Annotated in this window: 21 protein-coding genes; 10 read left to right on the top strand and 11 right to left on the bottom strand. The window is 74.3% G+C overall.

The window, feature by feature from the left end; translation table 11 throughout:
* The first annotated feature begins 35 nt into the window (after nt 1-35).
* Nucleotides 36-305 carry a mycoredoxin gene (locus ACH47X_RS15085; protein WP_036966958.1) on the top strand — a complete coding sequence of 90 codons (270 nt, stop codon included), beginning with the start codon at nt 36-38 and terminating at the stop codon, nt 303-305.
* A gap of 5 nt (nt 306-310) precedes the next feature.
* Here the strand turns inward: ACH47X_RS15085 and ACH47X_RS15080 are convergent, their stop codons facing one another.
* Nucleotides 311-1228 carry a macrolide 2'-phosphotransferase gene (locus ACH47X_RS15080; RefSeq protein ID WP_397405424.1) on the bottom strand — a complete coding sequence of 306 codons (918 nt, stop codon included), beginning with the start codon at nt 1226-1228 and terminating at the stop codon, nt 311-313.
* A gap of 106 nt (nt 1229-1334) precedes the next feature.
* Between ACH47X_RS15080 and nudC the strand changes: the two genes are divergently transcribed.
* Nucleotides 1335-2228, top strand: coding sequence for an NAD(+) diphosphatase (gene nudC, locus ACH47X_RS15075; protein ID WP_397405423.1), 894 nt, complete (start codon nt 1335-1337; stop codon nt 2226-2228).
* A 1-nt stretch (nt 2229) separates the two neighbouring features.
* Here nudC and ACH47X_RS15070 read toward each other — a convergent pair whose 3' ends face one another.
* The 3 genes from ACH47X_RS15070 to ACH47X_RS15060 form a co-directional block, all read right to left on the bottom strand.
* Nucleotides 2230-5616, bottom strand: a complete 3387-nt coding sequence (locus tag ACH47X_RS15070; protein ID WP_397405422.1) for a UvrD-helicase domain-containing protein — start codon at nt 5614-5616, stop codon at nt 2230-2232.
* The gene (locus ACH47X_RS15065; RefSeq protein WP_397405446.1) at nt 5613-8828 is read right to left on the bottom strand and encodes an ATP-dependent helicase; all 3216 of its coding nucleotides are present in this window, start codon (nt 8826-8828) and stop codon (nt 5613-5615) included. The genes ACH47X_RS15070 and ACH47X_RS15065 overlap by 4 nt, the downstream gene beginning before the upstream one ends.
* A 163-nt stretch (nt 8829-8991) precedes the next feature.
* Nucleotides 8992-9894: a DUF3152 domain-containing protein gene (locus ACH47X_RS15060; protein WP_397405421.1), complete on the bottom strand. Its 903-nt coding sequence runs from the start codon at nt 9892-9894 to the stop codon at nt 8992-8994.
* Between the two features lie 144 nt (nt 9895-10038).
* On the opposite strand from ACH47X_RS15060, the gene ACH47X_RS15055 reads away from it, so the two are divergent.
* The 3 genes from ACH47X_RS15055 to ACH47X_RS15045 all read left to right on the top strand — a co-directional run bounded on the left by ACH47X_RS15055 (nt 10039) and on the right by ACH47X_RS15045 (nt 12594).
* Nucleotides 10039-10260, top strand: a complete 222-nt coding sequence (locus ACH47X_RS15055; RefSeq protein WP_020016319.1) for a DUF3107 domain-containing protein — start codon at nt 10039-10041, stop codon at nt 10258-10260.
* Nucleotides 10261-10572: 312 nt separating this feature from the next.
* Nucleotides 10573-12228 carry a DEAD/DEAH box helicase gene (locus tag ACH47X_RS15050; protein ID WP_397405420.1) on the top strand — a complete coding sequence of 552 codons (1656 nt, stop codon included), beginning with the start codon at nt 10573-10575 and terminating at the stop codon, nt 12226-12228.
* Between the two features lie 60 nt (nt 12229-12288).
* Nucleotides 12289-12594 carry a DUF1905 domain-containing protein gene (locus ACH47X_RS15045; protein ID WP_397405419.1) on the top strand — a complete coding sequence of 102 codons (306 nt, stop codon included), beginning with the start codon at nt 12289-12291 and terminating at the stop codon, nt 12592-12594.
* A gap of 1 nt (nt 12595) precedes the next feature.
* Here ACH47X_RS15045 and ACH47X_RS15040 read toward each other — a convergent pair whose 3' ends face one another.
* Complete coding sequence (locus ACH47X_RS15040) at nt 12596-13231, bottom strand: MarC family protein (protein WP_142033002.1); 636 nt, start codon at nt 13229-13231, stop codon at nt 12596-12598.
* Complete coding sequence (locus tag ACH47X_RS15035) at nt 13228-14076, bottom strand: PHP domain-containing protein (protein WP_397405418.1); 849 nt, start codon at nt 14074-14076, stop codon at nt 13228-13230. Before ACH47X_RS15035 ends, ACH47X_RS15040 begins: the two co-directional genes overlap by 4 nt.
* 160 nt (nt 14077-14236) lie before the next feature.
* On the opposite strand from ACH47X_RS15035, the gene ACH47X_RS15030 reads away from it, so the two are divergent.
* Entirely contained in the window at nt 14237-15115 is an 879-nt protein-coding gene (locus tag ACH47X_RS15030) for an alpha/beta fold hydrolase (protein ID WP_397405417.1), read from the top strand.
* Nucleotides 15084-16625 (top strand): aminopeptidase P family protein, encoded by a 1542-nt coding sequence (locus tag ACH47X_RS15025; protein WP_142032997.1) that lies wholly within the window; start codon nt 15084-15086, stop codon nt 16623-16625. Before ACH47X_RS15030 ends, ACH47X_RS15025 begins: the two co-directional genes overlap by 32 nt.
* A 137-nt stretch (nt 16626-16762) precedes the next feature.
* Here the strand turns inward: ACH47X_RS15025 and ACH47X_RS15020 are convergent, their stop codons facing one another.
* The 3 genes from ACH47X_RS15020 to ACH47X_RS15010 form a co-directional block, all read right to left on the bottom strand.
* Nucleotides 16763-17503 carry a type IV toxin-antitoxin system AbiEi family antitoxin gene (locus tag ACH47X_RS15020; RefSeq protein ID WP_397405416.1) on the bottom strand — a complete coding sequence of 247 codons (741 nt, stop codon included), beginning with the start codon at nt 17501-17503 and terminating at the stop codon, nt 16763-16765.
* A gap of 15 nt (nt 17504-17518) precedes the next feature.
* Nucleotides 17519-17725 (bottom strand): hypothetical protein, encoded by a 207-nt coding sequence (locus ACH47X_RS15015; RefSeq protein WP_397405415.1) that lies wholly within the window; start codon nt 17723-17725, stop codon nt 17519-17521.
* Between the two features lie 283 nt (nt 17726-18008).
* Nucleotides 18009-18872, bottom strand: a complete 864-nt coding sequence (locus ACH47X_RS15010) for a general stress protein (protein WP_397405414.1) — start codon at nt 18870-18872, stop codon at nt 18009-18011.
* A 72-nt stretch (nt 18873-18944) separates the two neighbouring features.
* Between ACH47X_RS15010 and ACH47X_RS15005 the strand changes: the two genes are divergently transcribed.
* Both ACH47X_RS15005 and ACH47X_RS15000 read left to right on the top strand, forming a co-directional pair.
* The gene (locus tag ACH47X_RS15005; protein ID WP_397405413.1) at nt 18945-20273 is read left to right on the top strand and encodes a magnesium transporter MgtE N-terminal domain-containing protein; all 1329 of its coding nucleotides are present in this window, start codon (nt 18945-18947) and stop codon (nt 20271-20273) included.
* The gene (locus ACH47X_RS15000; protein WP_020016309.1) at nt 20266-20790 is read left to right on the top strand and encodes a DUF1003 domain-containing protein; all 525 of its coding nucleotides are present in this window, start codon (nt 20266-20268) and stop codon (nt 20788-20790) included. Before ACH47X_RS15005 ends, ACH47X_RS15000 begins: the two co-directional genes overlap by 8 nt.
* Here ACH47X_RS15000 and ACH47X_RS14995 read toward each other — a convergent pair.
* The gene (locus tag ACH47X_RS14995) at nt 20745-22667 is read right to left on the bottom strand and encodes a hypothetical protein (protein ID WP_397405412.1); all 1923 of its coding nucleotides are present in this window, start codon (nt 22665-22667) and stop codon (nt 20745-20747) included. The genes ACH47X_RS15000 and ACH47X_RS14995 overlap by 46 nt on opposite strands.
* Before the next feature lie 104 nt (nt 22668-22771).
* Here ACH47X_RS14995 and ACH47X_RS14990 point away from each other — a divergent pair, with 104 nt between their 5' ends.
* A complete protein-coding gene (locus tag ACH47X_RS14990) occupies nt 22772-23911 on the top strand; it encodes an Mrp/NBP35 family ATP-binding protein (RefSeq protein ID WP_397405411.1) in 1140 nt (379 codons plus the stop codon).
* Nucleotides 23912-24086: 175 nt separating this feature from the next.
* On the opposite strand, the gene ACH47X_RS14985 is transcribed toward ACH47X_RS14990, so the two are convergent.
* Nucleotides 24087-25682, bottom strand: a complete 1596-nt coding sequence (locus ACH47X_RS14985) for a TROVE domain-containing protein (RefSeq protein ID WP_397405410.1) — start codon at nt 25680-25682, stop codon at nt 24087-24089.
* Nucleotides 25683-25708 lie beyond the last annotated feature (26 nt).

Below are 25708 nucleotides of genomic sequence, written 5' to 3'. Positions count from 1 at the left end.
GCGATTCTCGCAGCAACCACCGACAAGGAGAACAGATGTCCGAGACGACCACGCCGCTCCCCGAGGACGGCACCGTTCTCATGTACTCGACCACCTGGTGCGGGTACTGCCGGCGGCTGCGCACGCAGCTCGACTCCGAGGGCATCGGCTACACCGTCATCGACATCGAGGAGCAGCCGGAGGCCGCCGCGTACGTGGAGCAGGTCAACGGTGGCAACCAGACCGTGCCCACCGTGGTCTTCCCGGACGGCTCGGCCGTCACCAACCCGAGCCTCGTCCAGGTGAAGCAGGCCCTGGCGGCCTGAGGCGCTCAGCCCTCGTCGAGGGTCGCCTCGTCCAGGTCCTCGAGCATGGACGTGGCGTCCTCGACGACCTCGGGCAGCCGGTGCCGCACACCGTGCAGGAGCCAGCGTGCGAGCGCCAGCTCGCCCACGAGCATGGCGCGCTCCGCGAGGCGCGAGTCGCTCAGCTCGGTGCGGCGCAGCTGGTAGGCCTCCATGATCGAGTCCACGGCCTCCATCGGCGCCGCGGCGATCAGCCACGCGAGGTCGTCGGCGGGGTCCGCGACGCGGGCCTCCGACCAGCCCGAGACCGCCACGACCCGCTGCCGGTCCACGAGCAGCTGGTCGGGCGCGAGGTCGCCGTGCGTCACCACGGGCTTGAACCGCCAGAGGGAGACGTCCTCCAGCGCGGTCTCCCAGCGGCGCAGCAGGGTGGGCGGGACGCGGCCGGTCCGGGCCGCCTCGTCCACCTCGGTCAGCCGCCGTTCCCGGTACTCGGACGCGGTGTAGCTGGGCAGGCCGCACGTCTCCACGACGGACGTGGGCAGCTCGTGGATGGCCGCGATGGCCCGGCCCAGGTCGGCGGCCAGCCCGGGGCCCTGCTCCAGGGACTCGACGTCGAGGTTGTCGCCGATGATCCGGCGGTGCACGACGGCCCGGCCGCCCTCCGGCAGGAGCGCATAGCCCGCGACCTGCGGCACCACGAACGGGAGCACGCCCGTGTCGATGTAGAGCCGGAGTGCGTCGAGCAGCTCGATCTCGGCCTCCAGGGCAGCACCCGCCACGGTGGTGCGCGGCGCGCGCACCACCCATTCCTGGTCGTCCGCACCGGTCACGACCGCGACGTCGTAGTCGCCGGCGAGGTCCCCGACGCGGACCGACTGGGCGTCGAGACCCGGCACGGCGGCGGTCGAGAGGGCAGCGAGAGCGAGGGGCGTGCGGGACACGTGCTCACCCTAGAGCAGCGCCCGGCACCCGACGGCGCAGGGACGGTGGCGTGTCCGACCACAGCGCGCGTGCGGCACCGGTCCGCAAGAGGACTAACGTCGTCCCGTGCGTCCTCTCGACCTCCCCTTCGCCCGCTCGGCCCACGACCGTGCCGCCCACCGGCGCGCGCTGCCCGGCCTCCTCGACGACCTGCGCAAGGAGCAGGGCACGCGGGTCCTCGTGGTGCGGGGCACCCGGGTGGCCACGGTCGGGTCACGGGTCGCGTTCCTCGCACCCGACGACGTGGCACACCTCGCGACGCGGGCCCTGCTCTTCCTCGGGGAGGCCGACGGCGTCAGCCACCTCGGGCTGGTCCTGGCCGACGTCGAGGCCGAGCCGGACCTCGACGTCGAGTGGACCGGGCTGCGCACGCTCGACGCGCCCGACCTGGAGGTCGGCCTGGTGGTCGAGGCCGTCGCGCTGGCCCAGTGGCACGCGGTGCACACCCACTGCCCGCTGTGCGGCACGCGGACCGAGGTGAGGCAGGCGGGCTGGGTGCGGCACTGCCCGGCGGACGAGTCCAACCACTTCCCGCGGACCGACCCCGCGGTGATCATGGCGGTCACCGACGCCGACGACCGGCTGCTCCTGGCCCGCGGCCCACAGTGGGACCTGGGCCGCCGTTCGGTGCTGGCCGGGTTCGTCGAGCCCGGGGAGGGCCTGGAGCAGGCCGTGGCCCGCGAGACGTCGGAGGAGGTCGGCGTGCTGATCGACCCCGCCTCGATCGAGTACCGCGGCAGCCAGTCGTGGCCGTTCCCGGCGTCGCTCATGCTCGGCTTCCGGGCCCGGGCGACCACCACGGAGCTGACGCGGCAGGAGGACGAGATCGCCGAGGCCGACTGGTTCACCCGCGACCAGGTCGCCACGGCGGTCGCGGACGGTCACCTGGGCCTGCCCGGGCGGTCCTCGATCGCACGCTCCCTGATCGAGGAGTGGTTCGGCGGGCCGCTCGGGGCGTGACTCAGGCGCCCGTGATCAGCGCCTCCAGCTCGGCCTCGTCGAGCAGCCGGTCCGGGCGCACTGTCGTGTCCGAACCCACGTAGTAGAAGGCCGCGCTCACCTGGTCCAGCGGCAGCCCCGTCCAGCGGGACCACGCCAAGCGGTACACGGCGAGCTGCACCTCGCGGGCGGCCCGCGCCGAGGCGTCGAGCGGCTCGCGGCCGGTCTTCCAGTCGACCACCACGACGGCGTCGGGGCCGGCAGCGGGGTCCTTGAAGACGGCGTCCATGCGGCAGCGCAGCATGACGCCGGCCACCGGGGTCTCGACGTCGACCTCGACCGCCACGGGCATCCGGGCCGACCACTCCGACCCCAGGAACGTGTCGCGCAGCTTGTCGAGGTCGGTGTCCTCGGGCAGGTCGTCGTCCTCGGCGCTGGGCAGGTCGTCGACGTCGAGCAGCGTGGCCGACGTGAAGAACTGCTCGACCCACTCGTGGAACCGGGTGCCGCGGCGGGCGTGCACCGTGGGCTGCACCGGGACCGGCCGGCGCAGCTGGAGGGCGAACGCGTCACGGTCGGCGGCGAGCCGCACCAGACCCGACGCCGAGACGTGCGCCGGGAACGCGACCTCGCGGTCCGCGCGCCGGTTCCGCTCGACCAGGAGCATGCGGGCGAGGTCGACCAGGTCATGGCCGGCGGCGTCCGCCAGGACGCCCTGCGGTGCGGTGAGCGCGTCGGCCGGGAGCCGCATGGCGGCGAGCGCGACCAGCCGTTCCTCCGCGGCCGCGTCCACCAGCGAGGCCGTGGCACGCAGGACGTCGCGAGCGGTCGGGGCCGGGCTCTGCTGGTCCGCGCCGCCGTCCGGGGCCGGCCACACCGCCGTGATCTCCTCCGCGTTGCGCGGGTTCTCGGCGTCGGGCTCCGGCATCGGGGCCCACAGGTCGGTCTTGACCAGCTCGGCCTCTGCCAGCTCGGCGAGGAACGGGGAGACGCCGCGCGGGCGGCTGGCCGTGCCCCACCAGGACGCGGTGAGGAAGAGCTCACGGCGGGCGCGCGTGAACGCCACGTAGGCCAGGCGCCGCTCCTCGGCGAGCCGGTGCTCGCCGCACTCCGCCTTGAACTCGTCACGCAGGGCGACCAGGTCCTTGGTGTCGGAGGCGTGCTCCCAGTCGAAGCGCGGCAGGTCGTCCGCGTCGCCGCGCAGGTGGTACGGCAGCTCGCCCAGGTCGGACAGCCAGCCCGACGACGACTCCCCCGAGCGCGAGCCGCGGTCCCAGGTGGGGAACGCGCCGTCGGCCAGGCCCGCCACCGCCACGGCGTCCCACTCCAGGCCCTTCGCGGCGTGCGCGGTGATGACCTGGACGGCGTCGGGGTCGGGCTCGTGCACCGGCATGTCGAGCCCGCGCTCCCGCTCGCCCGCGACACCCAGCCAGGCCAGGAACGCGCCGAGCGTCGCGGTGTCCGAGGACTGCGCGAACGAGGCCGCGACGTCCCGGAACGCGTCGAGGTGCTCGCGCCCGCGGTCGCTCACGGCGCCGCCGACCCCGGCGCCCGCCAGCGCGAGGGCTGTGGCCGCCTCGACGTCGAGGCCGAGCGCCCGCTCGGCCTGGACCACGAGCTCGGGCAGCGAGAGATAGGTGAGGCCGCGCAGGTCGCGCAGCAGCCGGGCGAGCGCCCCGAGGCGGCGGTGCGCGTCGGGGGACAGCACGCGGCCGTCGCGCGCCGGCTCGCCGGCGGGCGGCAGGTCGTCGAGCGCGTCGACGATCGAGCGGTGGTCGGAGACGTCACCCTCGACCACGCGCAGGTCGTCGTCGGGCAGCTCCTCGACCGGGGCGGCGGCCGCCGCCCGGCGCGGGTCGTCCAGCCGCGCCAGGTCGGCCGCCCAGGAGCCCAGCGCGTGCAGGTCGGACGCGCCGAGGTTGAGGCGCGGGCCGGTGAGCAGGCGCAGCAGGGAGTCGCCGCGGGACGGGTCGTGCGCCGCCTGGAGCAGCGCGACGACGTCGACCACCTCGGGCGTGGACAGCAGGCCGCCCAGGCCGACCACCTCGACCGGGAGCCCGCGGCGACGCAGCGCCACCTCGATCGCGGGGAACTGCGCCCGCGCACGGCAGAGCACGGCGGCCGTGGACCGGCCGTCCGGGTGCGCGCCGGAGCGCCAGCGCTGAGCCACCCACTCGGCGACGGCCTCGGCCTCCTCCTCCAGGGTCGCGGCGACGTGCGCCGACACCAGGCCCTCGCCGGCCCCAGGCCGCAGGTCCAGGGGCGGCACCTCGACGTTCGTGGCCGCGCCCGACCGCGAGCGCAGCGGGCCCGAGACGATGTTCGCGGCGGTGAGGATCGCGGCGTCGTTGCGCCAGGAGGTGGACAGGTAGTGCACCGCGGCGGGGAAGCCGTCGTCCCGCTGGAAGCGGTCGGGGAAACGGGCCAGGCCCGCCGCGGAGGCGCCCCGCCAGCCGTAGATGGACTGGTGCGGGTCGCCGACGGCGGTGACCGGGTGCCCGCCGCCGAACAGGCCGGACAGCAGCTCGACCTGGGCGTAGGAGGTGTCCTGGTACTCGTCGAGCAGCACGACCTCGAACCGGGCCCGCTCGGCGGCGCCCACCATCGGGACCTCGCGGGCGAGCTGGGCGGCGAACGAGACCTGGTCGCCGAAGTCGAGCGCCTCAGCGATGCGCTTGCGGCGCCGGTACTCGACCACGAGGTCCACGAACCGGGCCCGCTCGGCGATCGAGCCGATGAGCTTGTCGACGTCCTTGGTGCGCTTGCGCTGCTTGGGACCGAGCGGGACCGACTCGAGGTGCTCGGCCATGTCGGTGAGGCGGGCCCGCGCGTCCGCGGGGTCGACGAGGTGCTCGCCGAGCGCGTCGGACAGCGCGACGACCGCCCCGGTCACGGTGCTCACCGCCCGGTCGGTGGCGAGGTCCTCGTCCCAGGACTCCACCACCTGCGACGCGAGCTGCCACTGCTCGGCCTGGCCGAGCAGCCGGGCGCTGGGCTCGACGCCCAGGCGCAGGCCGTGGTCGGCCACCAGGGAGGCGGCGTAGGCGTTGTAGGTGGCGACCGTCGGCCGGTCGAGGTCCAGGCCGGCCAGGGCCTCGCCGGACTCCTCGCCGAGCGCGCGGTTGAGCTGCGCCAGGCGGGTCTGCACGCGCTGGGTGAGCTCGCCCGCTGCCTTGCGCGTGAAGGTGAGGCCGAGCACCTGCTCGGGCTGGACCAGTTTGTTGGCGATGAGCCACACGACGCGCGCGGCCATGGTCTCGGTCTTGCCGGACCCGGCGCCCGCGACGACGAGCGCGGGCTCCAGGGGCGACTCGATGACGCGGACCTGCTCGTCCGTGGGCTCGTGCCGCCCGAGCAGCCGCGCGATAGCGCGGGCCGACAGGCGGATCTCCGGCTCGTGCCCGATCACTCGACCACCTTCCGTCCTTCGGGCTGCAGCGGGCAGGACCGGCGCACCACGCACATCTCGCAGAGGTCGTTGTTCCTCGCCGCGAAGCTCGCGGCGGCCATCGTGTCGGCCGCACCCTCGACGGTGTCGCGGGCCCAGCTCCCGCCGTTCTCGTCGGGGGCGAGCGCGGGCTGGTTGCGCACGCTCGCCGAGACCGTCTCGGTGCCGACGTAGACCAGGCTCGCGCCCTTGCTGACCGTGCCGTCGGGCAGGTCGAGCGCGCCCTCCTCGACGGCGAGCTGGTAGGCGCCGAGCTGCGGGTTCTCGGCCGCCTTGTCCTTGCTGGCGGCGGTCTTGCCGGTCTTGAGGTCGGCCACGGTGACGCTGCCGTCGCCGGCGTCCTCGACGCGGTCCACCTGGCCGCGCAGCCGGGCGCGGCCCACCCGCAGGTCGAAGTCGGCCTCGACGAGCAGCGGCTCACCGGCATCGCCCAGGTAGTCGGCGAGCCGCTCCACCATGCGGTCGGCGCGCTTGCGCAGCTGCAGCGACGGCCAGCCGTCGGGCAGCGCGAGCTCGGGCCAGCGGCGGTCCAGCTCCTGCTTCAGGTCGGTGAGCGAGCCCTTCGGGTGCGTCTGCGCGATCGAGTGCAGCAATGTGCCGAGGGTCTGGTGGGTGGCGTCCGGCTTGGTGCCGCCCGCCGCCTCGAAGGCCCAGCGCAGGGCGCACGTGGTCACCGTCTCGACCTTGGACGGCGACACGGTCACCGTGTCGGTGGCACCCCACAGGGGCACCTCGCTCGAGACGCCGGCCACGCCGTACCAGGTGGTCGGGTCGGCCTCGGCGACACCGGCGGCGGCCAGGTCGGCCAGCAGCGCGGCCGCGGGCCGGGCGGGGGGTGCCGGCTCGTCCCCGCCCGCCGACGCCCGCACCAGCTCCGAGCGTGCGGCGGCCACGACACCGCGCAGGTCGAGCGGCGGGCCCACCGGGACCCGCCGCGGGTCCGGGCCGTCGCCGCCGTCGTCCCGGGGGGACACGAGGTCGCAGAACACGCTCGGCGCCTCCTCGGTGTCCTCCACGGCCGTGACGAGCAGCCGGCGCCGGGCCCGGGAGACCGCGACCGCGAAGGCACGCAGCTCGTCGGTGAGCACCTGGCGTCGGGCCTCGGCTCCTACCACCCGGCCGTCCTCGGAGCGGCCGGCGATGAGCTCGACGAGCGCCTGGGAGCCCAGCAGCGAGTCGCGCAACCGCAGGTCGGGCCACACGCCGTCCTGCACGCCGGCCACGACCACCACGTCCCACTCCCGGCCTGCCGCGCCCGGGGGCGTGAGCGCCTCGACGGCGCCCGCGCCCTGGGCGGAGGCCGCCAGGGAGTCGGCCGGAAGGTCCTGGGAGGCCAGGTAGTCGACGAACGCGCCGACGGGCGCGCCCGGCATGCGGTCCACGAAGGTCTCGGCCGCCCGGAACAGCGCCAGCACGGCGTCGAGGTCCCGGTCGGCCCGCAGGCCCGCGGGTCCGCCGGTCAGGGCGGCGGCGCTCCACCGCTCGGCCAGGCCCGTGGCGGCCCAGGCCGCCCAGAGCACCGTCTGCGCCGTGGCGCCGGGCTCTCCCGCAGCCTCACGGCCGGCGGCGAGCACGCGGGCCACCGCGAGCGGCCCGCGCCGCACCTGCGTGGGCAGCAGGGCCGCACGTGCCGGGTCCGCGAGAACCTCGACCAGCAGCGCGTCCGAGGTGCGGCCGCCACCCGCGGACAGCTCCTCCGCCCGCAGGGCGCGGCGCAACCGCCGCAGGGCCACCGCGTCGAGCCCGCCGATGGGCGAGATGAGCAGCAGCGCCGCCGTCTCCGGGTCGAGCACCGGCTCGTCGCCGTCCAGCTCCGACGCGATCAGCGCCTCCAGGCTGCCGCGCGGTGCGCCCGCGCACGTCTTCACGGCGGCGAGCAGTGGCGCCACGGCGGGCTCGTCGCGGAGCGGCAGGTCCGAACCGAGCAGCGCCACGGGCACCGACGCCGAGACCAGCTCGCGGCGCAGCGCCCCCAGCCGCGTGCCGCTGCGCGCGATCACCGCCATGCGGTCCCAGGGCGTGCCGCGCAGCAGGTGCTCGGCGCGCAGCTCGCGCGCGATCCACGCGGCCTCCTGGGCGGCGCCCGAGAGCACCGCCACCTGGACGGCCGGGGGTGCGTCGCCGTCTGCGGGCTCCTCCTCCGGCCGTGCCGTGGCGCGGCGGTGCAGCGCGCTCGCCGACACCGGGATCCGGTTGGTGACGGCGCGCGTCACGGCGCGCAGCTCCGGCCGCTGCCGCCAGACCGTGCTCAGCACGATCGTCTCGGCGTCGAACGCGCCGAAGGCCCGGCCCGGGCCCGCGGGCGCGGCGGCCCGGCCCGTCAGGCCGGGAGCGGCGCCGCGGAACGTCTGGACGGCCGAGTCCGGGTCGGACAGCAGCACCAGCCGCGCCCCGTCGTCGTGCAGCACGCGCAGGAGGCGGACCGTCGCGGCGGTGGCCTCCTGGTAGTCGTCCACCACGACCAGGTCCCAGGTGGGACGCGGGGTGCCCGGCACCTCGGCCTCCCAGGAGCGCAGTGACTCGGCGGCCTCGTCGATCACGACGGCGGGGTCGTAGCGCGGCCCGGCGTCGGGCGTGGCGAGCCGCAGCGTCATGGTGTCGAGATACTCCTCGTACAGCTGGGCGGCCATGATCCACTCGGGGCGGTCGTTCGCCCGCCCCATCTCGTCGAGCTCGACCGGCCCGAGGCCGCGCTCGGCCGCGCGCATCAGCAGGTCGCGGAGCTCCTGGCGCAGCCCCCGCAGGCCCAGCGACTCCTCGGGCAGGCCGGGCGGCAGGCGGAGCGGCCGCCCCTCGCCCGCCACGTGCCCGGCGAGCAGCTCGGCCAGCACCAGGTCCTGCTCCGGGCCGGAGACCAGGGTGGGGGTGGGCTGCCCGAGCGCCGCGGCGCGGGTGCGGAGCACCGCGAACGCGGCCGATGACGCCGTGCGCACCATCGGCGCGCCCACCGTGCGCCCGGCCTGGGCCGCGACCTCGTCGCGCAGGCGGGCGGCGGCACGGCGCGACGACGCGAGGACCAGCACCCGCTCGGGCTTGACGCCGGACCGGAGCGCCCGGACCGCGACCTCACAGGTCACCGTGGTCCGGCCCGACCCGGGCGCGCCCAGGACCAGCGTCGCGGGCCGGCTCAGCGCGGATTCGACGGCAGCCTCCTGGCTGTCGTCGAGCGGCACTGAGGTGGAGCCGTCGGGACGGATCCCGGGCGGCGCCAGCCGAGGTGCGAGGGTGAGGGTCGGTGTCACGCGGACGATCGAACCACGAGCCACTGACACTCCCCGACGCCCCGCGCGGAGGCGTCACGAATGCCCGATTCATCCCCCGGCGTACCGGGGAACGTCACTCCTTGCCCGCGTGCGGCGCGGGCCACGGCTCCGGGATGCAGCCGCTCGTGGTCCTCGTCTGCTGCACCATGATCGTCGCGCGCTCGCCCTTGCCCCGGCACACGTCGTGGTGGTACCCGATCACGTGCCCCACCTCGTGGTTCACGAGGTACTGCCGGTAGCGCGAGACGTCCTCCCATGCGTCCGAGCCCGTGGCCCAGCGCTTGAAGTTGAGCACCGCGGTCTCCTCGATACCGCAGGACAGCTCACCGATCGTGTCCAGCGGCAGGCAGAGCCGGTCGGTGGTGCCGGGGCTCGCGAGAACGACGCGCGCGTCGTAGTCGTCGGTCTCCGTCCAGGCGAACGTCGAACCGTCCGCGGTGTTCCAGCCGCGGGGATCGTTCAAGGTCGCCAGCACGGCCTCGGCGAAGACCTCCGGGTCCACCGGGAGCCCCTTCTCGACCGCGACCTGGACCCGCCAGACCTTCCCCTCCGCGGGCGCCCTGCGGGACCCCGCCGCCACCGCCAGCTCGCCGGACAGCTTCGGCTCCACCCGGATCGGCGTGCCGATCAGCCCCGAGCCCGGTTCGGGGACGGCCGGCTCCGGCGGGTCCGCCTTGCCCGTGGACGGCACCGACCGGGTCGCGTCGTCGACGTCGGGCGCAGCTCCCTCCGCCTCCAGCGGGACGACGGGCGCGGGCGGCGCCGACCGGTCGCCCGACCGGGCGGCCTCGTAGGCGTCGCGCACGGCGTCGGCCGCCTCGGCCCCCAGGCTGTCCTCGACAGCGCCGGCCACGGCGGCGGCGGACGCGTCCGGCTCGGCGCCCATGGTCGCGGCGATGCCCCCGCCGAGACCGGCGACCAGGCACACGCCGAGCACGACCATGGCGCGCCGCGGGTTCTGCGTGGACCGGCTCACGCCGACCATCGTGCCACGCACCGCCCCCGGATCGGCTCACGGCGAAACCGCGGGCCGACCCCGCCGGTGCGTGGCTAGGATCGACTGGCCGGACTCCCGGACCCCCGGGTACCCGGCGCAATCCCCGACCGAACTGGAGTAAACGTGGACGTCACCATCGGTGTGCAGAACCTGACGCGCGAGGTCGTGGTCGAGACGGAAGAGAGCGCGGACGCCGTCGCGACGGCCGTCAAGAAGGCCCTGACCGGTGGCCCCCTCGAGCTCACCGACGCCCGCGGCCGCCGGGTGATCATCCCCGGCAGCGCCATCGGCTACGTCGAGATCGGCTCCGAGGAGCAGCGCAAGGTCGGCTTCGGCGCCGTCTGAGCCTGTCGTACCCCGACGCCACGTGGCGGACGGCGCCCGCGAGGGCCCTCCGCCACGTGGCGTTCATTACTAACAGGGCGCTGGACGCGTTTCGCTAACCACAGCGAAACATCGTGCGCGTACCATCAATGCTGTACATCGGTTGCCCGGTCGTCACGTTCCGACCCCCGAGCCTGTGCTCCGACCTCCCTGCGAGGCCGCCGACAGGACGCGCAGCCTGGGCCTCCCGCCCGGCGCGCGATGATTTTCACGATCGGCTGCCGCACGAAGGCGCGATCGCCGGGCCACGAGGGCCCACCGCGCCGCGAGAAGATGAAGGCGCCAGTGACTACCACCGACACCCCGGCCGCGAGCGCGGCCACCGTGACCGACCCCGAGCCCACCGTGGCCACGGGGCCCGACTACTCCTCCCCGTCCGCCATCCAGGCGCAGAACGTGACGTTCGCGGACTTCGGCGTCCGCCCCGAGATCGTCGCCGCGCTGCTGGACTCGGGCATCACCCACCCGTTCCCCATCCAGGCCATGACGCTGCCGGTCGCGATGAGCGGGCACGACATCATCGGCCAGGCCAAGACCGGTACCGGCAAGACGCTCGGTTTCGGCGTCCCGCTGCTGCACCGCGTCGTGGCCCCGGGTGAGGCGGGCTACGACGAGCTCGTCGCCCCCGGCAAGCCGCAGGCCGTCGTCGTGGTGCCGACCCGCGAGCTCGCGGTCCAGGTCGCCAACGACCTGGGCACCGCGTCGGCCAAGCGCAGCGTCCGCATCGTGCAGGTGTACGGCGGCCGCGCCTACGAGCCGCAGATCGAGGCGCTGAAGTCCGGCGTCGACGTCGTGGTGGGCACGCCCGGCCGCATGATCGACCTGCTCAACCAGGGGCACCTCACGCTGCTGCGCGCGGCGACCGTGGTGCTCGACGAGGCGGACGAGATGCTCGACCTCGGGTTCCTGCCCGACGTCGAGAAGATCCTGGCCCGCACCCCCGCGCAGCGGCACACCATGCTGTTCAGCGCGACCATGCCGGGCGCCGTCGTCTCGATGGCCCGCCGCTACATGAAGCAGCCCACGCACATCCGCGCCGCCGAGCCGGACGACGAGGGCGCGACCGTCAAGAACATCAAGCAGGTCGTGTACCGCGCCCACGCGCTGGACAAGGTCGAGGTCCTGGCGCGGCTGCTCCAGTCCGAGGGCCGCGGCCGCAGCATCGTGTTCGCACGCACCAAGCGCACGGCCGCCAAGGTCGCCGAGGAGCTGCAGTCGCGCGGGTTCGCCGCCGGCGCCATCCACGGCGACCTGGGCCAGGGCGCCCGCGAGCAGGCGCTGCGTGCCTTCCGCAACGGCAAGATCGACGTGCTCGTCGCCACCGACGTCGCGGCCCGCGGCATCGACGTCGAGGACGTGACCCACGTGGTCAACTACCAGTGCCCCGAGGACGAGCGCATCTACCTGCACCGCGTGGGCCGCACCGGCCGCGCGGGCAACACCGGTACGGCCGTCACCTTCGTGGACTGGGACGACGTGCCGCGCTGGTCGCTCATCGACAAGGCGCTCGAGATCGGGTACCCCGAGCCGGTCGAGACCTACTCCACGTCGCCCCACCTGTTCGCCGACCTGAACATTCCCGAGGGCACCAAGGGCCGTCTGCCCCGCTCCGCGCAGCACCTCGCGGGGCTGGACGCCGAGGACCTCGAGGACCTGGGCGAGACGGGCAAGCGCAACAGCGGCTCGCGCCCGGGCGGCGGCCGTTCGGCCGGTGGCCGCTCCGGTGGCGGCCGTTCGGGTGGCGGCCGTTCCGGCGGACCGCGCCAGGGCGGCTCGCACGATGAGCCCCGCGCCGCCGGCGACAGCGGCCCGGCGGCCGACCGTCCGGCGTCGGGCAGCGACGAGGACGGCCAGCGCCGGCGCCGGAGCCGCAACCGCCGCCGCACGCGCGGCGGGCGCCCGGCGGACGGGACCCAGGCCGAGTCCTGACCGGTAGCCAGAGAAGTGTCAGACCCACAGGCCACCCCGGTGACCTGTGGGTCTGACAGTATGGGGGCCGTGCAGATCGAGTTCGCCGCTCCCCTGTGGCAGTGGCAGGCCCGGACCGACTCCTGGTGGTTCGTGACCGTGCCGCCGGAACAGTCCGACGAGCTGGCCGACCTCCCGCTGCCCCCGCGCGGGTTCGGGTCGATCCGGGTGCGCGTCACGGTCGGGGAGACCACGTGGACCACGTCAGTGTTCCCGAGCGACAGCGACGGCGGCTACGTGCTGCCGATGAAGAAGAAGGTGCGGGAGGCCGAGGGCCTCGTCCCGGCGAAGCCGGTGCGCGTAGCCCTGGAGACGATCGACGTCTGAGCTAGACCGTCCGCACGAACTCGATGACGCCGTTGGCGATCATCTGCACGGCGATCGCGGCGAGCAGCACACCCGCGATGCGGGTGACCAGGGTGACGCCGGAGTCCTTGAGCACGCGGTGCACCAGCCCCGCGAACCGCATGGCCGCCCAGGTGCACACGCAGACCGCCACGATGCCCACGCCGATCGAGGCGTAGTGCCCCACGGCCGACTCCCCCGCGCTGACGCCCTGCTGCACGAACACCATGGTCGCGACGATCGTGCCCGGCCCGGCCAGCAGCGGCGTGGCCAGCGGCACCAGCGCCACGTTCTTCGTGGAGCCGCCGGACTCGGTCTCGCCCGCGTCCATCTTGCCCATCAGCAGCTCGAGGGCCACGAGCAGCAGGAGGAGCCCGCCGGACGCCTGCAGCGCCGCGAGCGAGATGCCCATGTGCTCCAGCAGGAGCTGGCCGAACAGCGCGAACACCACGATCACGCCGAACGCCACGAAGATCGCGGTGCGCGCGGCCCGCTTGCGATCCTGCGCCGTCATGCGGGACGTGAGCGCGAGGAACACCGGAACCGTTCCCGGCGGGTCCATGATCACGAAGAGCGTCACGAACACCTCGGTGAACAGCGCGACGTCGAACCAGCTCACCGGAGCACCTCCAGGGCTCCCTGCGCGGCGATCGCCTCGAGCACGCCGGGGTCGGTGGTGTTCTCGCCGATCCGGTTCTGCTTGCCCGCACCGTGGAAGTCGCTCGACCCCGTGACCAGCAGGTCCAGGGACTCCGCCACCTCGCGCAGCCGACGGCGCGTGTCGGGCGTGTGGTCGCGGTGGTCCACCTCGAGCCCCGCGAGCCCGGCCGCCGCCAGCTCCTCGATCGTCGAGTCCGGGACGATCCGGCCGCGGGCGTCGGCACCGGGGTGCGCGAAGACCGGCACGCCACCGGCCGCGCGGACGGCGCGGACCGCGGCGACGGCGTCGGGCGCGTAGTGGCCCACGTAGTACTTGGTGCCCGGGCGCAGGATGGTCGCGAACGCCTCGTCCCGGTCCCGGACGACACCCGCCGCCACCAGCGCGTCCGCGAGGTGCGGGCGGCCGAGCGTGGTGCCGGGCTTGGTCTGGGCGAGCAGGTCGTCCCAGGTGATCGGGAAGTCCTCGGCCAGGAGGTCGACCATGCGCCGGGCCCGCGACTCGCGGTCCGCGCGGGTGCGCTCGGTCTCGACGAGCAGGTCGGGGTGCGCCGGGTCGTGCAGGTAGGCAAGAAGGTGCACGCCGGTGCCCCAGCCCGTCGTCCGGGCGATCGCGGAGATCTCGGCGCCGCGCACGAGGCCGACGCCGAACCGGCCGGCGGCGTCGGAGGCCTCGGCCCAGCCCGACGTCGTGTCGTGGTCCGTGATGGCGAGCGTGGCGATGCCGGCGCGCGCGGCGACCTCCACCAGGCGCGCTGGCGAGTCGGTGCCGTCGGACGCCGTGGAGTGCGTGTGGAGGTCGATCACCCCACAAGGGTAGAGATCCTTCCGGCCCCCAGGAGCCCGGGGCGTGGTGAGGTGCAGCACGCCCGCGACGGGGCGGCAGCAAGCCCACACAGCACGTTCACGCCACGCTCCGCCGTCGTCCGCCATGTGCTCAAGCCGATAACGCATCATCGAGGGCAAGATGAGCAACAGCCGCGAGACCCAGACCCACAACCCCACGAGCGTGGTCTTCGTGCACGGTATGCGCGCCTCCGGCGCGATCTGGGAGAACCAGATCGAGCACGTGCGCGCCGCCGGCCACGAGGCCGTCGCCGTCGACCTCCCCGCCCACGGCTCGCGCCGCCACGACCGGTTCACCATGGAGGGCGCCTTCGAGGCCGTGGACGACGCCGTCGCGTCGCTGCCCGCCGGGCCCGTCGCCCTGGTCGGCCTGTCCCTGGGCGGCTACACGTCCCTGGCCTGGGCCGCCCGGCCCGACACCACCGACCGCCTCGTGGGCGTGGTGGCGGCCGCCTGCACGGCCGACCCCAAGGGCAAGCCCGTGCGGCTCTACCGCGACATCTCGCGGAGGGTGGCGAACGCCGTCTACCTCTCGCGCCGCCTGCGCGGGCGCGTGGTCCACCCGGCCGTGCACCGGATGCAGCTGGCCGTGGAGGCCATGCCGTTCAGCCCGCTGCAGAGCACCCCCGGCGGCGCCGACCTGCGCCAGCTCGAGATCGCCCCGCGCCAGACGGCCGAGATGCACCGCCCCACCTGGGACGTCGTCACGGATGCCCTGACGGACCTCGCGGGCATGTCGTCGATCGCGAACGTGCGCGCCGCGCGGGTCCCGCTCTGGTTCGTCAACGGCGCGCACGACAGGATGCGCATCGAGGAGCAGCGGCACCTCGCCGCGGCCCGGGACGGGGCACTGGTCGTGCTGCCGAACGCGGGGCACCCCGTCAACACCGATGCCCCCACCGCGTTCAACCGGGTGCTCACCCGGGCGCTTGCCGACTTCGGGCGGGCTGCGTGGAACACTGGGGGGCATGAGCGAGCCCACCACCACATCGCAGCCTGACGAGCAGGGAACCGCGGACCGCGGCTCCAACCGTTCGCACCGCCCCGCCTCGACCGCGTTCAAGAACTTCGTGATGTCGCAGTGGGCCCCGCGCGCCGAGCTCGGCCTGACGCCGTCGGACGCCGCGCCGTTCACCGTCGCCCGCCGCTCCGCGCTGTCCGACCGGTTCGCCGGCGCGCGCCTCGTGGTCCCCGCGGGCTCGCTGAAGCCGCGCTCGAACGACACCGACTACCGGTTCCGGCCGCACTCGGCGTTCGCCCACCTCACGGGCCTGGGCACCGACCGCGAGCCCGACGCCGTGCTGGTGCTGCACCCGGTCGAGGACGGCGCCGGCGATGCCGGCTCGAACCACCATGCCGTGCTGTACGTGCGACCGCTGGCCCCGCGGGACAACGAGGAGTTCTACGCCGACGCCCGCTACGGCGAGTTCTGGGTCGGCGCCCGCCCGTCGCTCGCGGACGTCGAGGCTCTGACGGGCATCGAGGCCCGGCACATCGACGAGCTGGGCGACGCGCTGGCCAAGGACGTCGGCGACGGCGGTGTGCGGCTGCTCGTCGTGACCGGCGCGGACGACGCGATCGAGGCCCTCGTCGAGGAGCTCCGCCTGGAGGCCGGCGAGACCGAGGACGAGCAGATCGTCTCGGACGACGCGCTCGTGGAGGCCACCTCCGAGCTGCGCCTGGTCAAGGACGAGTACGAGATCGCGCAGATGCGCGAGGCCGTGGCGCGCACCATCGAGGGCTTCGAGGCCGTGGTGCGCGCACTGCCCGCCGCGAAGGCACACCGCCGCGGCGAGCGCGTCGTCGAGACCACCTTCGACGGGCACGCCCGCCTCGAGGGCAACGCCGTGGGCTACGAGACCATCGCGGCCTCGGGCGAGCACGCCACGACCCTGCACTGGATCCGCAACGACGGCGAGGTCCGGTCCGGCGACGTGCTGCTGCTCGACGGCGGCGTCGAGGTCGACTCGCTCTACACCGCCGACGTCACGCGGTCGCTGCCCGTGGACGGCGAGTACACCGACGTCCAGCGCAAGATCTACCAGGCGGTGCTGGACGCCGCCGACGCCGCGTTCGCCGTCGCCAAGCCGGGCACCAGGTTCCGCGACATCCACGCGGCGGCCATGGAGGTCATCGCGGCCCGTCTCGAGGAGTGGGGCTTCCTGCCCGACGGCGTCACCGCCGCCGACGCGCTCGACGAGGACGGCCAGCAGCACCGCCGCTGGATGGTGCACGGCACCTCGCACCACCTGGGCCTCGACGTGCACGACTGCGCCCAGGCGCGCCGCGAGCTCTACCTCGACGGCGTGCTGGAGCCGGGCATGGTGTTCACCATCGAGCCGGGCCTCTACTTCAAGGCCGACGACCTGGCCGTGCCGGAGGAGTTCCGCGGCATCGGCGTGCGTATCGAGGACGACGTCCTGGTCACCGAGGACGGTTACGAGAACCTCTCGGCGGCGCTGCCCCGCCGTCCCGAGGACGTCGAGGCTTGGATGGCGTCGCTGCGCTGAGGCGTGGTGCGGTGCGGTGCGGTGCATCAAGTGACTTCGGTCCCCTGCACGGCGAGCAAATGACTTCGGTCGGTTGCCTTGAGACCGGTCGGTTGACCGACCGGTCTCAAGGCAACCGACCGAAGTCATTTCCGTTGTCAGGTCGGGGGCAAGCGTGAGTCAGGACGGGCGGCGCGGACCACCTCCGGCGGGAGGTGGCTCGTGAGTCTGGCGAGCAGCGCTCGGACGTCGCGCTTGTCCGCGGCGGTGACGTGCTCGATCGTGACGCCTGCACGGCGGATCGCCTCGGCCCGTGCCTTCTCGCGCAGGTACTCCTGCGCGGGATCATGACCAGGGCGGACGCCGTCGGGCCGGTACTTGACCTGCCCGTCGAACTCGATACCCAGGGCCCACTGCTCGTACCCGAGGTCGGTGTGGAAGAGCCCGCGACCGGTCTCGACCGGCATCTGCGTCGACGGCCGCGGCAGTCCGGCGCGGAGCAGCTCGTACCGGGTCCACGTCTCCCAGGCCGACTGGGCACCGGCGTCGGCCAGCTCGATCACGAGCCGGGCCCTCCGGGCTCCGCGATGGCCGGCGCCCGCTTCGAGGACGTCGAGCAGCGCATCGCGTTCCGCCCCCGCGGCGAGCGCGGAGTCGGCGATGACCAGGCCCTCGAGCGGGTGCATGGCTCGCGCGCAGTCGACGACGGTGCGCTCGAGCGTGGTGACCGGCAGCCCGGCCGCGTCGGCGACGTCGTCCGGGCTGAGCGTCCAGGAGTGCCGGCGCACGTCGGCCGAGGCGTGACCGGACGCGCGATAGCGCTGGTAGACGTGCGTCTCGCGCGGGTTCTGCCAGACGCAGCAGCCGTGGAGCAGCGCGGCCGACGCGTGGCTGAACACGTGCTCGACCCGGAGCTAGGAGTCCAGGGCGCGCACCCGGGCCAGCGCGCGGTTCCGGTCCTCCCGCGCACTGCGGGCGACGCCGTCGACCCGCAGGTCGTCGGGCGCGCAGTACGCCCCGCGCCGGATCCGAACCGCGTCGCCCTTGCGGGCAGCCGTGGCCAGGGCGTTGCGGTCCTGCTCCAGCGCGAGCGCGACTCTCGGGATCTCTACGTCGACCATTCCCCGACCGTGCCCGACGGACAGGGGTCCGCGGGCGACGCTCCGCGGACCTGTGCACGAACGCCTGTCTGCGGGACATGTGGTCGCGCTCGAACCGTTGGCGGGCCGTCGGCAGAGTCCCCACGTTGATTCAACTTGTTGGCGCGCGGCGTCGCCGCCCGCGATGACTTCGGTCCCCTGCACGGCCCGAAAATGACTTCGGTCGGTTGCCTTGAGACCGGTCGGTCAACTGACCGGTCTCAAGGCAACCGACCGAAGTCAGTGCCCGGGGCGGCGGCGGCCCCTACTTCTGGTCGTCCGACGGCGGCGCGTACGGGTTGCCCTGGTGGGGCGCCGGGCGATCCTTCGGCTCGGCGGGCGGGTCGGACGGGTTGTCCGTCGGCGGGACCGGCGGCTGCGCCGGGGAATCCTCGACCGGAGCAGCCGGAGCAGCCGGAGCAGCCGGAGCCTCAGACGGCGGGACCGGCGTGTCGGCCGGCGCCGCAGCACCGGCACCCGGCCGCATCGCGCCGTACCGGGGCTCACCGGAGGGCGTGACCCAGCGAGGGTCCGGCGTCCGGGGCGCGGCAGGCGCCGTCGGCGCGGGGGCCTGTGCAGCCGGGGCACCGGGCGACGCAGGCGCGGCCGGGACCCCGACCGAGGCCGCACCGCGCGCCTTGCCCAGGCCGCTCGGGGACTGCACCAGCATGGCCCGGGCGTCGCCCGCGTGGTCGTGCGCGCAGAGGATCGCGTAGGTCGCGGCCACGATCTGCGACGACGACGTGAAGTCGCGCCGTCCGCCCGTGAACGCGTAGGACAGGATCGAGAAGAGCAGGCCGAACCCGGCGCCGAGCGCGATGCCGGCGAGCATGACCTGGAAACCCGACGAGGCCGAGAAGAGCGTCAGCAGCAGGCCGACGAAGAAGCCGAACCACGCGCCCGAGAGGGCGCCCGCGAGCGCCACCCGGCCGTACGTGAGGCGGCCGGTGACCCGCTCGACCATGCGCAGGTCGGTGCCCACGATGGTGACGTTCTCGACGGGGAACTTGTTGTCGGAGAGGTAGTCGACCGCTTTCTGCGCCTCCAGGTAGGTGGAGTACGCGGCGACCTCGTCACCGGCCGGCAGGGTCGGGACCTTCGGGACGGCACCCGGGCGAGACATGCTCATGCTCATAGTCTCCCCTACCTGGACGATAACGGCGAGGAGCGACGCCCTCACGCGGGTCGTAGGCTGACCAGCGTGAGCGCCAGCACCAGGGTTTTCGTCGCACGTCTGGCCGGGACCTTGGTCTTCGACCCGATCGGGGACCAGGTGGGCCGGGTCCGTGATGTCGTCGTGCTGGTCCGGGCCAAGGGCGCGCCGCGCGCTGTGGGGCTGGTGGTCGAGGTCCCGGGCCGACGCCGGGTGTTCCTGCCGCTGACCCGGGTGACCAGCATCGACGCGGGTCAGGTGATCAGCACCGGCCTGGTGAACATGCGGCGGTTCGAGCAGCGGGCCATGGAGTCGGTGGTGCTGGGCGAGCTGCTGGACCGGCGCGTGCAGCTCAAGGACGGTTCGGGCGAGGTGACGATCGAGGACGTCTCGATCGCCCAGCAGCGCACCGGGGACTGGCTGGTGGACCAGCTGTTCGTGCGGCGGCGCTCGGCGCGGGGGTCGGGCCCGTTCCGGCGCGGTTCCACCCTGACGGTGCCGGTGGACGCGGTGCAGGACCTCACCAGCCGGTCGCCCGAGCAGGGTGCGGCGCGGCTGCTGGAGGCGTACGAGGACATGCGCGCGGCGGACCTCGCGGACGTGATCCGCGACCTGGGCACGGCACGCCGGCTGGAGATCGCACTCGCGCTGGACGACGAGCGGCTGGCCGACGTGCTGGAGGAGCTCCCGGAGGACGCGCAGGTCTCCATCCTCTCGGGCCTGGACCGGGACCGGGCGGCCGACGTGCTGGAGGTCATGGAGCCGGACGACGCCGCCGACCTGCTGAACGAGCTGCCGGACGAGCAGGCGGCCCAGCTCCTGAACCTGATGGAGCCGGACGAGGCGGCCGATGTCCGGCGCCTGCTGGAGTACGCCGAGGACACGGCGGGCGGCCTGATGACCACGGAGCCCGTGATCCTGGGGGCGGACGACACGATCGCCACGGCCCTGGCGCAGATCCGGCGGCAGGAGCTGCCGCCGGCGCTGGCCTCGCTGGTCTTCGTGGTGCGGCCGCCGCTGGAGACGCCGACGGGGCGGTTCCTCGGCGTCGCCCACTTCCAGCGGCTGCTGCGGGAGCCGCCGCACGCGGCGGTCGCCTCGGTGCTGGACACGGAGACGGAGTGGCTCACGCACGACGCGTCGATCGGCCGGGTGACGCGCCTGCTCGCGGCGTACGACCTGCTCGCCCTGCCGGTGCTGGACGCGCAGCGCCGGCTGCTGGGGGTGGTCACGGTCGACGACGTGCTGGACCACATCCTCCCGGACGACTGGCGCGGCAGCGACGACGAGCGGATGGAGGCGATCGCCGCGCAGTCCGCGCCGCCCACGCCGTCGGCCCGCCGGTCCCCCACGCGACGGGGGGCGAACCGTGCCTGACCGTCTCGACACCCCGCTCGCGCAGCGCCGCGGCATCGTCCCCCGGTTCCGGTTCGACGAGGAGGCGGTGGGCAAGGCCACCGAGGCCATCGCGCGGTTCCTCGGCACGCCGCGGTTCCTCATCTACCTCACGGTGTTCTGCCTGCTCTGGCTCGCGTGGAACATCTGGGCCCCGGAGGACCTGCGGTTCGACAGCGCGGCCAACGGGTTCACGGCCCTCACCCTGATGCTCTCGCTGCAGGCCAGCTACGCCGCGCCCCTGATCCTGCTGGCGCAGAACCGGCAGGACGACCGCGACCGCGTCACCGCGGAGCAGGACCGGCAGCGCGGCGAGCGCAACCTCGCCGACACCGAGTACCTGGCCCGGGAGATGGCGGCGCTGCGGCTGGCCCTGTCGGAGGTCGCGACGCGCGACTTCGTGCGCTCCGAGATCCGCAACCTCCTGGAGGAGCTGGACGAGAAGGAGCGCGGTCAGGGCTCCACGTCGTCGTGGAGCACCACGCGCGACAGCTCGTAGGTGCCGCCCGGCAGCTTCCAGTAGTGCAGCCGGCGGGCCGACGGCGTGTTGACCTGCAAGGACACCCGCCAGCAGACCGCACCGTCGTCCCGGTGCCGGACCGGGTCGTCGCCGCCGGCGCCGGTGCGCAGGCGGTGCGCCTGCAGCCCGTTCATGTCCTGCGCCAGTCCGGTCAGCACCATGACGAGGGTCCGGACGACGCGGTCCCGGCTGATGCCCTCGACCTCGGTCAGCGACGCGAGGAACCGAGGCCCGAGCGTGTACCCGGCCAGGGGGCGGCCGGCCTTCTCGGCCGCGGGGATGGCGCGGGCCCACTCGGTCAGCACCTCGAACCGGAGCTGCTCCTCGTCGTCGGCGAAGTACCGCTCCTCCGGCACCTCCACCCCGGCGTCGCCCAGCCGGTGGCGCAGGCGCGCCGCCTCCTGACGGGCCTTGCGCAGGGCCGTGGCCTGCTGCTCCGCCCGCCGTTCGCTGCGCTCCAGCCGTTCGGTGAGCTCGCCCACACGACCCAGCAGGCGGTCCACCTCCAGCTCGACCTGGTGCCGCCGCACCTTGTCGTCCAGGAGCTCCTTCTCGAGCGACGCCACCCGGGACCGCGCGGCGTCGAGGGACAGGCTGAGGTCGCGGGCGGCCTTGCCGGCCGGCTCCGGTTCCGACGTCGTGGGCGAGGGCAGGGCGTCGTGGGCTCCGGCGTGGAAGGCGGCGACGTCGCCCGGGGTGGGCTTGCGGCGCCCATCGGTCCGGGCGTTGGTCGGGGCCGGTGCCGGTGGCTGTGCCGGTGTCGGGCGCAGGCCGAACAGGTCGCCGGGGGTGGGGCGTCCGGCGGGCCCGATCGAGCCCAGCACCACGGGCCCGTCGATCCGCGGCAGCTCCGGCTCCGGCTCCGGCTCGGGCTCCGGTTCCGGCTCCGGCGGTTGGAGCCACGGTGGCCCGCCGTCCAGCAGCGCGATCGCGGGGACCGGCTCGTCCTGGGACTCGTCGACGTCGTCCAGCCGCAGGGCCAGGCCATCGAGCGGGGCGGGCACGCGGCGGGCGGTGACCACCTCGCCCTTGGTGAAGAGATCGCCCAGCAGGTCCAGGTCGTTGCCGGTGATCTCCGCGCGGCGCACCCGCACGTGGACGCCCGGCGCCAGGGCGATGCGGACGGCCTCGTCCTCGACGCTCTCGACCCGGCCCAGCACGACCTGGCCCACCCGGTAGGTGGTGTGCACCGCCCGGCGGAGGGTGGCGACGTCGGGCAGCATGCCGCGCACGTCGAGGAGGCGGCGCGCCGGGTCGAGCGCACCGGTGACCCGCATGCCGGGGGCGAGCACGCGTGCGAGGGGGACGTCCGCCAGGACGAGCTCCTCGGCGACGGTGGCCTGGCCGCCGTCGTCGGTGCTGACCAGGGCGCGCGTACCGAGCACGCCCAGCACCGTGCCCTCGACGGGCGTCGCGCCCGGGGCGCTGCGGGCGGCGCCGACGATCCCGGCGCGCACCGCGAACCGCATGACGTCGCTGACCAGCCGGTCGCGCACGCGCGCGTCCTCGTCGCTCGAGTAGGCGAAGTGCAGCGGCGAGCGCCGCGGCTGGTGCACCCACTCGAGGTCGGTGCCGTAGACCCGGGACGCTCCCCCGTAGACCTGCGTGTCCGGCGGCATGCCGGACGAGAACTCCCAGGACACGTCGCCCGTCGGGATGACGACGACCTCGGCGAGCCCGGCCACGTCGTCGAGCACGCGCTGGGGGTCCACGAAGGGGGCGTCGTGGCCGGCCGGGGTGGAGATGACGACCACGGGCCAGGAACGACCCTGGCGCTGGAGCTCGGTGGCGAGCTCGCGCGCCTGGTCCTCGGAGGTGACACGACGAACTCGCGCTGGCACGCGTGGCTCGGTCATGCAGGCCTCCTCACCCTTGGTGGTGACGCAGCGTACCGTTACCAACTGACGGGCTCTGCAAGGACCCGGCGTGGGCGGGTCCCGGGCCCGCCTAAGATCGATTCATGACCTCAGTCGACTCCCCCACGCTCGAGGCTCGTGTGCGCGACGCGCTGACCGGCGTGCTCGACCCCGAGATCCGGCGGCCCATCACCGACCTGGGCATGGTCCGGTCGGTCTCGGTCGACGACGGCGGGGCGGTGACCGTGGGCGTGGACCTGACCGTCGCGGGCTGTCCGATGAAATCGACGCTGGTCAAGGACGTGACGGCGGCGGCGACCGCGGTGGAGGGGGTCGCCGGGGTCGACGTCGACCTGGGCGTGATGACGGCCGAGCAGCGCTCCTCGCTGCGCTCGAAGCTGCGCGGCGGGGCGGGCGACCCCGTGATCCCGTTCTCGCAGCCGGGGTCGATGACCAAGGTGTTCGCGGTGGCGTCCGGCAAGGGCGGCGTGGGCAAGTCGTCCGTCACGGCGAACCTCGCGGTGGCGCTGGCCGCCGACGGCCTGTCGGTCGGCGTGATCGACGCCGACATCTACGGCTTCTCGATCCCCCGCATGCTGGGCGTGGACCGGCAGCCGACCCGGGTCGACAACATGCTGCTGCCGCCCATCGCCCACGGGGTCAAGGTGGTCTCGATCGGCATGTTCGTGCCGCAGGGCCAGCCAGTGGTCTGGCGGGGGCCGATGCTGCACCGCGCGCTGGAGCAGTTCCTCGCGGACGTGTTCTGGGGCGACCTCGACGTGCTGCTGCTCGACCTGCCGCCCGGCACGGGCGACATCGCGATCTCCGTGGCGCAGCTGCTGCCGTCGTCCGAGATCCTCGTGGTCACGACGCCGCAGGCCGCCGCCGCCGAGGTCGCCGAGCGCGCCGGGTCGGTGGCGACCCAGACGTCGCAGGGCGTGGTCGGCGTGGTCGAGAACATGTCGTGGCTGGAGCAGCCCGACGGTACCCGGCTGCCGATCTTCGGCGAGGGCGGCGGCGAGCAGGTCTCGGCGCGGCTCACCGAGGTGATCGGCAAGAACGTGCCGCTGCTCGGCCAGGTGCCGCTCGACGTCGCCGTCCGCGAGGGCGGGGACGCCGGTACCCCCGTGGTGCTGACGGCGCCCGACTCCCCCGGGGCGAAGGTGCTGCGGGAGGTGGCGGCGACGCTGGCCAGCCGCAAGCGGGGGCTCGCGGGGATGCAGCTCGGGATCAGCCCGGCGTGACGTAGGGCGCGGCGGCTCGCGTGCCGACGCGCGGCCAGCTTCCCCTCCGAGCCGGGGCTGGGCCGCCCCCTCTCCTTCGAGGCCTAAGTTTCTTCGCTTTCAGGCGGCTGAAAGCGAAGAAACTTAGGCCTCGAAGGAGAAACGCCGCCCGCGACGAGCGACCCGGCGAACGCCGTCAGAGCCCGCCCGCGAACTGCGAGATCAGGGACGGCACGGCGGCGTCGAACCCGGCGACGTCGAGCATCCCCGGGTCGGACGGGTCCGCGATCGAGAACTCCGTGGCGGTCATACCCACCACCACGAGCCGAGCCGGGATTCCCGTGCGCTCCCGGTACAGCCGCAGGGCCTGGTACGGGTGGACGTCACCGTGCCACGTCTCGTTGTCGGTGTAGACCACGAACGTGTCGACCTCCAGTCCGTTGGCCAGCGCGTACAGCATCGGCTGCGCGCAGTCCGTGCCGCCCATCGGCATCTCGTCGACCACCCGCAGGGCGTCGTCGAGCCGACGGCGCGGCGAGATGCTCAGCGGCTCGAGTACCGCCTCGCGCCACCCGCGACCAGGACCGGTCGTGAACCCGACCGCCGATGAGCCCGGCTCGGTCGCGAGCTGCACCAGCGCCAGCGCCGCGGACGCCTCGCGCGCCGTCAGCGGCATGCCCGCGATCGGCGCGCTCATCGAGCCCGACACGTCCACGGCGAGCAGCAGCCGCTTGCCGGACGGCTCGACCGCGCCGAACGCCGCGTAGAACCCCGCGTCGAGCGCGTCCACCACGCGCTGCGTGGGCTCCCACGTGCCCGTGCCCCGCGCCGAGACGCCCGAGGCGTAGGTCCGCTGCGCCACCAGCACGCTGACCGGGTGCACGCGCGCACGCCGCAGCCGCTCGGCATCCGCGAGCAGGGTCGCGACCTCGTCGGTCCGGCCGCCGACGGCGGGCAGCAGCCCCAGCCGCGTGAGCCGCGGGAGCTGACGCATCAGCGCGGTGGCGGGCATGCCGACGTCGAGCAGCGCGTCCCAGACCGCAGGCTCGGCGAGCGCCGCGTCGGGCAGCATCTCCCAGGTCAGACGGGCGTCGCGGACGAGCGCGGACCAGGTCGCGGCGTCCGACGCCTCCTGCGCCTTGAGGAACGCCTCGACCAGGGCAGGGGTGTGCTCGCCCGTCGCGCCGCGCACGATCCAGTCGAACGTCGCCCGCAGGCCGGGATCGGCGGTGACGGGGTGCGCCAGGCGCAGCAGGTCGCGGTGCGACCAGCCCTCCCGCTGCCGGTACTTGACCGCCTGGTAGGCGACGGCGTCGGCGTCCTTGGCCGTGTACCAGCCGCCGACGGCGCGCCGCAGCCCACGACCCCAGCCCCGGAACTGCTCGACGTAGCCGGCGAACAGGAACAGGTGCGTCCCCGTGCGCGCCACCTGCGGCAGCGCCGCGAGCGCCAGTGCGGCCGACTCCGGGACCGACGCCGCGTACGCGAGCGCGAACAGGGCCGGCTGCTGCCGGGGCGCGGCGCCGCTCGTGGAGACCTCGACGATCGTGTCGACCAGGGCCACCGGGTCGGCCGCCGCCATCCGGCCCACGACCTCGGCGTTCTCCCGGGCCAGCGCACCTGCCGTGGCGTAGTAGGTGCCGCCGTCGACGCCGAGGGTGAGGAACCGCCGCAGGCGGGCGGCGTCGTCCAGGACGAAGGCGTAACCACCGGCGGAGTTCGCGTGCTGGCGCGGGTCGGCGGGCTGGTTCTGTGGGGTCCGGCGGCGGTTCAGGGTGCGCAGGATGTCCATGGCGAAGCTCCTCTCGGCGGTGGATC

The sequence above is a fragment of the Promicromonospora kroppenstedtii genome (assembly GCF_044389675.1).
GTDB classification, from domain to species: Bacteria; Actinomycetota; Actinomycetes; order Actinomycetales; family Cellulomonadaceae; genus Promicromonospora; species Promicromonospora kroppenstedtii.
Note: the sequence above shows the minus strand (reverse complement) of the source record. Positions and strands in the feature narration are given on the sequence as shown.

Bases quoted from the DNA above. Each gene is read 5' to 3' on its own strand.
- ACH47X_RS15025 (WP_142032997.1), top strand. From the start codon at position 15,084: ATGAGCGAGCCCACCACCACATCGCAGCCTGACGAGCAGGGAACCGCG.
- ACH47X_RS15010 (WP_397405414.1), bottom strand. From the start codon at position 18,872: ATGAGCATGTCTCGCCCGGGTGCCGTCCCGAAGGTCCCGACCCTGCCG.
- ACH47X_RS15050 (WP_397405420.1), top strand. From the start codon at position 10,573: ATGAAGGCGCCAGTGACTACCACCGACACCCCGGCCGCGAGCGCGGCC.
- ACH47X_RS14990 (WP_397405411.1), top strand. From the start codon at position 22,772: ATGACCTCAGTCGACTCCCCCACGCTCGAGGCTCGTGTGCGCGACGCG.
- ACH47X_RS15015 (WP_397405415.1), bottom strand. From the start codon at position 17,725: ATGGTCGACGTAGAGATCCCGAGAGTCGCGCTCGCGCTGGAGCAGGAC.
- ACH47X_RS14995 (WP_397405412.1), bottom strand. From the start codon at position 22,667: ATGACCGAGCCACGCGTGCCAGCGCGAGTTCGTCGTGTCACCTCCGAG.
- ACH47X_RS14985 (WP_397405410.1), bottom strand. From the start codon at position 25,682: ATGGACATCCTGCGCACCCTGAACCGCCGCCGGACCCCACAGAACCAG.
- ACH47X_RS15030 (WP_397405417.1), top strand. From the start codon at position 14,237: ATGAGCAACAGCCGCGAGACCCAGACCCACAACCCCACGAGCGTGGTC.
- ACH47X_RS15045 (WP_397405419.1), top strand. From the start codon at position 12,289: ATGGGGGCCGTGCAGATCGAGTTCGCCGCTCCCCTGTGGCAGTGGCAG.
- ACH47X_RS15085 (WP_036966958.1), top strand. From the start codon at position 36: ATGTCCGAGACGACCACGCCGCTCCCCGAGGACGGCACCGTTCTCATG.